The 8,468-nt window shown below is 47.6% G+C and carries 9 protein-coding genes and 1 riboswitch; of the genes, 8 read left to right on the top strand and 1 reads right to left on the bottom strand.

Going from position 1 to position 8,468, the window contains the following annotated elements; translation table 11 throughout:
- Positions 1 to 148 precede the first annotated feature (148 nt).
- A complete protein-coding gene (locus tag HU824_RS18430) occupies positions 149 to 880 on the bottom strand; it encodes an NUDIX domain-containing protein (RefSeq protein ID WP_136010827.1) in 732 nt (243 codons plus the stop codon).
- A gap of 395 nt (positions 881 to 1,275) precedes the next feature.
- Between HU824_RS18430 and fabD the strand changes: the two genes are divergently transcribed.
- The 8 genes from fabD to HU824_RS18390 all read left to right on the top strand — a co-directional run bounded on the left by fabD (position 1,276) and on the right by HU824_RS18390 (position 8,327).
- Entirely contained in the window at positions 1,276 to 2,163 is an 888-nt protein-coding gene (gene fabD, locus HU824_RS18425) for an ACP S-malonyltransferase (RefSeq protein WP_136010826.1), read from the top strand.
- A gap of 111 nt (positions 2,164 to 2,274) precedes the next feature.
- Positions 2,275 to 2,817, top strand: coding sequence for a hypothetical protein (locus HU824_RS18420; RefSeq protein WP_176469641.1), 543 nt, complete (start codon positions 2,275 to 2,277; stop codon positions 2,815 to 2,817).
- 75 nt (positions 2,818 to 2,892) lie between these two features.
- A riboswitch (TPP riboswitch) is annotated at positions 2,893 to 2,983 on the top strand.
- Positions 2,984 to 3,053: 70 nt separating this feature from the next.
- Positions 3,054 to 3,251 (top strand): sulfur carrier protein ThiS, encoded by a 198-nt coding sequence (gene thiS, locus HU824_RS18415; RefSeq protein ID WP_136010825.1) that lies wholly within the window; start codon positions 3,054 to 3,056, stop codon positions 3,249 to 3,251.
- A gap of 5 nt (positions 3,252 to 3,256) precedes the next feature.
- Entirely contained in the window at positions 3,257 to 3,892 is a 636-nt protein-coding gene (locus tag HU824_RS18410; RefSeq protein ID WP_136010824.1) for a thiamine phosphate synthase, read from the top strand.
- 33 nt (positions 3,893 to 3,925) lie between these two features.
- Positions 3,926 to 4,702: a thiazole synthase gene (locus HU824_RS18405; protein WP_176469640.1), complete on the top strand. Its 777-nt coding sequence runs from the start codon at positions 3,926 to 3,928 to the stop codon at positions 4,700 to 4,702.
- 12 nt (positions 4,703 to 4,714) lie between these two features.
- Positions 4,715 to 6,397 carry a phosphomethylpyrimidine synthase ThiC gene (gene thiC, locus HU824_RS18400; protein ID WP_176469639.1) on the top strand — a complete coding sequence of 561 codons (1,683 nt, stop codon included), beginning with the start codon at positions 4,715 to 4,717 and terminating at the stop codon, positions 6,395 to 6,397.
- A gap of 48 nt (positions 6,398 to 6,445) precedes the next feature.
- A complete protein-coding gene (gene thiH / locus HU824_RS18395; RefSeq protein ID WP_176469638.1) occupies positions 6,446 to 7,576 on the top strand; it encodes a 2-iminoacetate synthase ThiH in 1,131 nt (376 codons plus the stop codon).
- A gap of 55 nt (positions 7,577 to 7,631) precedes the next feature.
- Positions 7,632 to 8,327, top strand: coding sequence for a HesA/MoeB/ThiF family protein (locus tag HU824_RS18390; RefSeq protein ID WP_136010820.1), 696 nt, complete (start codon positions 7,632 to 7,634; stop codon positions 8,325 to 8,327).
- The last annotated feature ends 141 nt before the right edge of the window (positions 8,328 to 8,468 follow it).

The following is an 8,468-nucleotide window of genomic DNA, read 5'->3' as shown; positions in this document are numbered from 1 at the left end:
GGCATAGAGTTGAGTATTATTTTGTTTGACCACTTTAAAGATACTCATTTTCTGCGATATACAGAAAACTCTATGCCTTCTTTTATACCCTCTTATAAACTTTCATGCTGACTTGCGAAACTTAAATTAACAATTAAAATCGGGAGAATTACCGTCTAACCTTACTGTATATCTTTTTGTCGAAACGGTAGTAGCGTGCCGCCCGGTGGGCCACGCCTTGCTGCTTTTCTTCCAAAGGGACGACATACTCCATCAGAGCTATCTTTTTATGGAAATTGCGTACGTCGTACTGCTTGTCGTACACCAGTTCGTACAGAGTGCGAAGCTGGGATGCTGTAAATTTACGCGGCAACAAGTCGAACAGCGAAGACGGGTTGAACTCGACGTACTGGCGGACATAGGTAATGGCTTCCTTGATAATCAGGTTGTGGTCGAATGCCAGAACCTTTATATCCGGCATGGCTACCCAACTAGCTTGATAATCGTCCAAACCACGGTTCAATGCGCGGTCTATCTTCACCAGAGAAAGATAGGCTATGGTAACAATGCGTTCTACCCTTGACTGCATGGCACGCTCCAGCCAATGCACATCTTTGGGGTCTTTCGTACGGTTTTTTGAACCGAATGCCTTGAACTGCATCAAGTTGACGTTCTTCAGTCCCGTCAATTCATTCAATACCCGTTTGGCAGCTTCATCCAAATCCTCATCCATGTAAATCAAACTTCCGGGAAGCTTCATATCATGGAAGACTTCTCCTTGTTCCTCTCCTGCACGCTTAACCAGCAGAACCTTCAGCTGTTCTCCGTCAAAACCAATCACCACACAGTCCACAGAGATATGATTGTTTGCCAACGGTGTTTTTTGTTCTATGTTTTGCATAATATGTCTCTTTAAGCGCTACAAATATAAACAGGTTTTTCCAATTCACAATAAAGGAAAATAATATTTTTACAATACCACAAAGCATTATTTTTCAAATAAATAAATATCTTACTTTATACAATATTATTTTAGGATATTATCGTATAAGATACAATATGTAATTTACAAGAATACACAGGGGGCTAATTGTAGGAAGCACGATAATGAGGAAGTATTTCATTTATAAGTATTTCAGCATTCGGGCACCATAGAAGTTCCAGGCATACATATTGTATTTTAGCTTTTCCATAAAAGTAAGGGTATTGCACAAAAATATCCGTTTGTGCGGTGAATATCAGAAAAACCTCTACCTTTGCAGCACTTTTTATTTAAACACTAAAAAACGAGTAAATATGAAAGCATTTGTATTTCCGGGGCAAGGTGCCCAATTCGTTGGCATGGGAAAAGACCTGTACGAAAATTCGGCATTAGCCAAGGAACTTTTTGAGAAAGCAAATGATATCCTCGGATATCGTATCACTGATATTATGTTCAACGGGACAGATGAAGACCTGCGTCAGACTAAAGTGACCCAACCTGCCGTATTCCTTCATTCCGTTATTTCCGCCCTCTGCATGGGCGATGACTTTAAGCCGGAAATGACCGCCGGTCATTCACTGGGCGAATTCTCCGCATTGGTTGCTGCCGGTGCACTAAGCTTTGAAGATGGTCTGAAACTGGTGTATGCCCGTGCCATGGCTATGCAAAAGGCTTGCGAGGCACACCCCTCCACCATGGCAGCCATCATTGCCCTGCCGGATGAAAAGGTAGAGGAAATCTGCGCCCAGGTAAGTGCCGAAGGTGAAGTTTGCGTGGCAGCCAACTATAACTGTCCGGGACAGATTGTAATCTCCGGTTCCATAGAAGGTATCAACAAGGCTTGCGAGCTGATGAAGGCCGCAGGTGCCAAGCGTGCTTTGCCGTTAAAGGTAGGCGGTGCATTTCACTCTCCGTTGATGGACCCCGCCAAAGTTGAATTGGAAGCAGCTATCAATGCAACAGAAATCCATGCTCCGAAGTGCCCCGTATATCAGAATGTAGACGCTATGCCTCATACTGACCCGGCAGAAATCAAGAAGAACCTAGTGGCTCAGCTGACGGCATCGGTACGTTGGACACAGACAGTGAAGAACATGGTTGCCAATGGTGCTACCGATTTTACAGAATGTGGTCCCGGTGCAGTGCTGCAGGGTCTTATCAAAAAGATTGCACCGGAAACAATAGCTCACGGGATTGCATAATTCTTTAAATTCAATATTTTTCAAGGCTGTCTTTCTCCAAATAGACAGCCTTTCTTGTTTTAGTGAATCATTTCTTTATGTTTGCCACTGACAGCAAAAAAAATAGGATATATGGAAAAGATAATGGAATTCAGAAATACCTTGGCAGTTCCTATTCATAAGTTGTCGATAGACTCTCTGGTACACGAGGTATGCCTCTGCCCCGAGTATTTTGCAGATATATACCGATTGACATACGACGCGAAACAGACAGTATCATGGCGGGCTATATGGGTATGCGAGAAATTGAGCGAAATCCATCCCGACTGGTTCATTCCACTGTACGATGAAATCATTCAACGGCTGATAGACTGTACACACGACGGTTCCAAACGTCTCCTATTATCTATACTGTATAATACTCCCATCACTGCTCCACTCTCCGTCAATTTGCTGAATTACTGTCTGGATTACATGCTGTCTCCGCACGAAAGCATAGGAGTGCAAGCCCTTTCTATCAGAATGGCCTATCTGCTTTGCAGGAAAGAGCCGGAACTGCTGCAGGAATTACAACTGATACTGGAAAACACAGAACCTGGTTTATATTCAACAGGAGTCAGAACCACTATTCGGAATATACTGAAAAAGATACATGCTACAAAAAAGCGCGAATAAACAAAAAGTAATTGCTGCAATAAAAAAGTACGTTCTTTTGTTTTTTATTTCCGTTTTTCCCTTACCTTTGTTGCTGTAAAGACAAAGGGGTGCCCTGACGGGCTGAGATTATACCCTCGAACCTGATGCAGTTAGTACTGCCGTAGGAATTGGATATTTCTTTCTTCACTGAACTTGCCGTTACAGCACTTCTTTGTATTTACTTCCATTGTTTTATTTCTTTAATGAACAGAAAAATGAAAGTATTGGTCAACAACAAGGAAGTGAAAACCGGCGCCACTACCCTTTCACAACTTATTGAGGAACTTGCCCTATCGGTGCAAGGCATTGCCGTGGCCGTGGACAATCGTATTGTTCTCCGCACGGAATGGACAAAATGTGCCCTGAGGGAATATATGTCCATCATCATCATCAAAGCAGCTTGCGGAGGATAAGGAAGATGAAGGACGAGAAACTGAAAAACGGAGGGATACAGTTCATTACGCATTATACGGAACGATATTCGTATTCGGATGCTGCACGCATAGCCCTCGAAGGCGGTTGTCGCTGGGTGCAGCTGCGCATGAAAGACACACCGGTGGAAGTGATAAAACCCGTAGCCTTAGAGGTGCAAGCCCTTTGTCGGCAATACGGAGCCACTTTCATCGTTGACGACCATGTGGAACTGGCAAAGGAGTTGCATGCCGACGGTGTACATCTTGGAAAGAAAGATATGCCCATAGCCGATGCACGCCTGATGCTGGGCGAAGAGTACATCATAGGCGGTACTGCCAATACTTTTGAAGATGTACTGCAACACTACAAGGACGGTGCCGACTACATAGGCTGCGGCCCCTTCCGCTACACCGCGACCAAAAAGAATCTAAGCCCGATATTGGGACTGGAAGGATATACAACTATCATCCGCCGGATGCAGGAGAAGAATATACACCTTCCGATAGTAGCCATCGGTGGAATAACCATAGCGGATATTCCCGCCATCATGCAGACGGGCGTAAGCGGAATCGCCCTTTCCGGTACGGTACTGCATGCAGACAGTCCGGCAGATGAAATGAAAAGAATCATGAATTTATAACATGAAGGAGTTATCGAAAAACACAATACTGATATGGAAAAATTAATGATTGCGGGACGTGAATTCAACTCCCGTCTGTTTTTGGGAACCGGGAAGTTCAATTCCGATGAAGTGATGGAGCAGTCTATCCTGGCATCCGGTACAGAAATGGTGACAGTAGCCATGAAACGCATCGAACTGGATAATAAGGAGGATGATATGCTGATGCACATACAGCATCCCGGCATCCAGCTTTTACCCAACACTTCCGGCGTGCGCAATGCCGAAGAAGCTGTTTTTGCCGCACAGATGGCGCGTGAGGCTTTTGGCACGAACTGGCTGAAACTGGAGATACACCCCGCCCCCCGCTACTTGTTGCCGGATTCCGTGGAGACGCTGAAAGCTACGGAGGAATTAGTCAAGTTAGGATTTGTGGTACTGCCCTATTGCCAAGCCGACCCCACGCTGTGCAAGAGGCTGGAAGAAGCTGGTGCCGCCACCGTCATGCCGCTGGGTGCTCCTATCGGCACAAACAAAGGACTGCAAACAAGGGATTTTCTGAGAATAATCATTGAGCAAGCCAATATCCCCGTAGTGGTGGATGCTGGTATCGGTGCCCCGAGCCATGCGGCAGAAGCTATGGAAATGGGCGCTTCGGCTTGCCTGGTGAATACTGCCATCGCAGTAGCAGGCGACCCCGTGGCTATGGCGGTAGCTTTCAAGCAGGCTGTAGAGGCAGGGCGTATGGCATACGAAGCAGGTCTGGGCATACAAGCCGATAATTTTGTTGCGGAAGCCAGCTCACCGCTGACAGCATTCTTGAACTTATAACCTGATAATGAAATGAACCAGAAGATAAAATTCCCCCGTTCCGAGAAAGTATATTTGCCGGGTACTTTGTTTCCCGAATTGCGCGTAGCTATGCGCAGAGTGGAACAAGTGCCCAGCACGAACTTCGTAGATGGAGAAAAAGTAATTACTCCTAACCCCGAAGTGTATGTGTATGATACCAGCGGACCGTTCAGCGACCCGACCATCGAAGTGGATTTAAAGAAAGGACTGCCCCGCTTGCGCGAACCATGGATACTGAAGCGCGGTGATGTGGAACAGCTTCCCGAAATAACGTCGGAGTATGGACGCATGCGCCGCGATGACAAGTCGCTCGACTCTCTGCGTTTTGAGCATATCGCCCTGCCTTACCGTGCTCTTCAAGGAAAATGCTGCACACAGATGTACTACGCCAAGAAAGGTATCATCACGCCTGAAATGGAATATGTGGCGATTCGCGAGAACATGAACTGCGCAGAGCTGGGAATAGAGACACACATCACACCGGAGTTTGTACGCCGGGAGATTGCTGCCGGACGCGCCTTGCTTCCTGCCAACATCAACCACCCCGAAGCGGAGCCGATGATTATAGGCCGCAACTTCCTGGTGAAGATAAATACCAATATCGGTAACTCCGCCACTACCTCCGGCATTGAAGAAGAAGTGGAAAAGGCATTGTGGAGCTGTAAATGGGGCGGTGACACGCTGATGGATCTCTCCACCGGAGAGAATATCCACGAAACGCGCGAATGGATTATCCGTAACTGTCCCGTTCCGGTAGGCTCTGTCCCCATCTACCAAGCCCTGGAGAAAGTGAACGGCAAAGTGGAGGACCTTACTTGGGAAATCTACCGCGATACCTTGATTGAACAATGCGAGCAGGGAGTGGACTATTTCACCATCCATGCCGGTATACGCCGCCATAATGTACATCTGGCCGAGAAAAGGTTGTGCGGTATCGTGAGCCGTGGCGGCAGCATCATGAGCAAATGGTGCTTGGTGCACGACCGCGAGAGTTTCCTTTACGAACACTTTGATGACATTTGCGATATTCTGGCACAGTATGATGTGGCCATCTCTTTGGGAGACGGGCTACGTCCGGGGGCTACGCACGATTCTAACGATGAAGCGCAGTTTGCAGAACTCGACACGATGGGCGAGCTCGTGCTACGTGCTTGGGACAAGAATGTGCAGGCTTTCATCGAAGGTCCCGGTCACGTGCCCATGCACAAGATTAAAGAAAATATGGAACGCCAGATAGAGAAATGCCATGATGCGCCTTTCTATACACTCGGTCCTATTGTGACGGACATCGCACCCGGCTACGACCACATTACTTCTGCCATCGGTGCGGCACAGATAGGTTGGCTGGGCACGGCGATGCTCTGCTACGTCACTCCCAAAGAACATCTGGCACTGCCCGATAAGGAAGATGTGCGTGTTGGTGTCATCACCTATAAAATAGCCGCCCATGCCGCCGATTTGGCAAAAGGGCATCCTGGAGCACAAGTGCGTGACAATGCACTGAGCAAAGCGCGTTATGAATTCCGCTGGAAAGACCAGTTTGACTTGTCACTCGACCCGGAACGCGCGTTCAGCTATTTCCATGCAGGAAAACATGTGGATGGAGAGTACTGCACGATGTGCGGACCAAACTTCTGCGCAATGCGATTGTCGAGGGAGTTGAAAAAGAAATAAACAGGAGGCACATTGTCATATTAAATCATTTATTTATCATAGAACACTATGTTTTCAGACGAGTTAGAAAATATATCCTGGGAGGAAACCACGGAGCGTATCCATGCCAAGACGGATGCAGACGTACGCCGTGCACTCTCCAAAGAGCACTGTAACGTAGAGGACTTCATGGCCCTGGTGTCACCCGCCGCCACTCCCTACCTGGAAACGATGGCGCGTTTGAGCAAGAAGTATACCGAGGCGCGTTTCGGGAAAACCATCTCCATGTTCGTGCCTCTCTACATTACCAATTCCTGCACCAATTCCTGCGTGTATTGCGGTTTTCATATCAGCAATCCCATGCCGCGCACCATATTGACGGAAGAAGAAATCGTGAACGAGTATAAAGCCATCAAGAAGCTGGCACCTTTCGAAAACCTGCTGTTGGTGACGGGAGAAAACCCGGCAAAAGCAGGCGTGCCCTACATAGCCCGTGCACTAGACCTGGCAAAACCCTACTTCAGCAATCTGAAAATAGAAGTGATGCCCTTAAAAGCGGAAGAGTATGCAATGCTGAAAGAGCACGGCATGAATGGCGTGATTTGTTTTCAAGAAACTTACCACAAAGCAAACTACAATATTTATCATCCACGCGGCATGAAGTCCAAATTTGAATGGCGTGTCAATGGTTTCGATCGTATGGGGCAGGCGGGTGTCCACTCCATCGGCATGGGAGTGCTCATCGGTCTGGAAAAGGAATGGCAGACGGACATTACCATGATGGCTTATCATCTACGCTATCTCCAGAAACATTACTGGAAAACGAAATACAGTGTCAATTTTCCGCGTATGCGTCCTTCGGAGAATGGAGGTTTTCAGCCTAATGTCGTCATGAGCGACCGCGAACTGGCACAGGTCACTTTTGCCATGCGCATCTTCGACCACGATGTGGACATCTCCTACTCCACCCGTGAGCCTGCCGATATACGCGACCACATGGCGACTCTCGGTGTGACCACCATGAGCGCCGAAAGCAAGACCGAACCGGGAGGATATTACAGCTATCCGCAAACGCTGGAACAGTTTCATGTCAGCGACGAGCGCAAGGCTGTGGAAGTGGACAAAGCACTGAAACGTCTGGGACGAGAACCGGTGTGGAAAGATTGGGATGCGAGTTTTGATTTGAAGGCTTTCAAGTGATAAGCGAATGAATATCTCTGTATCCCATTTACAAAACTTCAATAACAATGAGCAAATGAACCGATACGACAGACAAATATCCCTGCCTGAGATAGGAAAAGCCGGACAAGAGAAACTGCGCAATGCCAAGGTATTGATAGTCGGCGTGGGAGGATTGGGTTCTCCCATTGCCTTCTATCTAGCGGGGGCAGGAGTCGGAACGCTGGGATTGGTAGATAATGACAAGGTCAGCATCAGCAACCTTCAACGTCAGGTTTGGTACACTGAAGCTGACGTTGGCGATTCCAAACCTCTATGCTGCGCCCGCCGAGTACTGGGGTTGAACAGCACCATAAAAGTGGAAGCATACCCCTTCCGTCTGGACAAAAAGAATGCCGGGGAACTGATAAAAGACTATGATATAGTGGTAGACGGATGCGATAACTTTACTACCCGTTACTTGCTGAATGACACATGCAATGCCTTGAGCAAGCCCTATGTCTACGGTGCCATCCAAGGCTTCGAAGGCCAAGTATCCGTCTTTTGTTGCGGTGAAGGCGCGAAAACCTACCGTGACCTCTATCCGGATGAAGAAGGGACACTGCTCATGCCGTCTCCGGACAAATCGGTTATCGGTGTGACTCCTGCCATTGTGAGTAGCGTAGAAACCAACGAGGTGCTGAAACTGATTTGCGGCTACGGCGAAGCGCTGGCAGGAAAACTATGGACGATTGATCTAAGAACCATGCAGTCGTATATTCTCTCATTATAGACAAATATTCGTAAAGATATGAACTATAATATAAAAACAGAATACGGTTAACGATAATTAGCATACTCATGCAAGTTATCGTGCATGGAAGGCTCGTCGGGGCTGACTGCTCAGCCCCTTGCCGCATGGCGTTCCCTCCGC

It is taken from the genome of Bacteroides sp. L10-4 (assembly GCF_013373675.1).
In the GTDB taxonomy this organism is placed as follows: Bacteria; Bacteroidota; Bacteroidia; order Bacteroidales; family Bacteroidaceae; genus Bacteroides; species Bacteroides muris.
This window is presented reverse-complemented; position numbering and strand designations above follow the sequence as displayed.

What these genes read in the sequence shown, in the direction of transcription:
- HU824_RS18390 (WP_136010820.1), top strand. Translation starts at nt 7,632, where the DNA reads ATGAACCGATACGACAGACAAATATCCCTGCCTGAGATAGGAAAAGCC.
- fabD (WP_136010826.1), top strand. Translation starts at nt 1,276, where the DNA reads ATGAAAGCATTTGTATTTCCGGGGCAAGGTGCCCAATTCGTTGGCATG.
- HU824_RS18420 (WP_176469641.1), top strand. Translation starts at nt 2,275, where the DNA reads ATGGAAAAGATAATGGAATTCAGAAATACCTTGGCAGTTCCTATTCAT.
- thiS (WP_136010825.1), top strand. Translation starts at nt 3,054, where the DNA reads ATGAAAGTATTGGTCAACAACAAGGAAGTGAAAACCGGCGCCACTACC.
- thiH (WP_176469638.1), top strand. Translation starts at nt 6,446, where the DNA reads ATGTTTTCAGACGAGTTAGAAAATATATCCTGGGAGGAAACCACGGAG.
- HU824_RS18410 (WP_136010824.1), top strand. Translation starts at nt 3,257, where the DNA reads ATGAAGGACGAGAAACTGAAAAACGGAGGGATACAGTTCATTACGCAT.
- thiC (WP_176469639.1), top strand. Translation starts at nt 4,715, where the DNA reads ATGAACCAGAAGATAAAATTCCCCCGTTCCGAGAAAGTATATTTGCCG.
- HU824_RS18405 (WP_176469640.1), top strand. Translation starts at nt 3,926, where the DNA reads ATGGAAAAATTAATGATTGCGGGACGTGAATTCAACTCCCGTCTGTTT.
- HU824_RS18430 (WP_136010827.1), bottom strand. Translation starts at nt 880, where the DNA reads ATGCAAAACATAGAACAAAAAACACCGTTGGCAAACAATCATATCTCT.